Here is a 363-nt window from a genome sequence, read left to right on the forward strand (position 1 = left end):
CCAGAAAAAGGTAGAATGGATATTAATAGTGCTAATAATTGTAATAATTATCCATTTGTGTATCGTTTTTATGAAAAAAAGCGATAAAAGCATACGCAAAATAGAAATGCGTATGCTTTTAGATAGATTTAGAAGATAGAACCATTCGCAAGATCCAGAAAAAGGTAAAAATGATCTCAATAAATTCTATATGACCAACTAAATTTCACATTCTAACCATACATTGATGTGTAAACCAAAGCATTACCACCAAAACACATCCCGAAAATTCCGTCTTAAAGTAGAAAAAAAGAGGCTGGGACAAAACCCTCCTCTGAGCTGAAAAAGCCTGTGAATTTTTACTATGAGTAAAATTTCACAGGC

It is taken from the genome of Ferdinandcohnia sp. SAFN-114 (assembly GCF_059415045.1).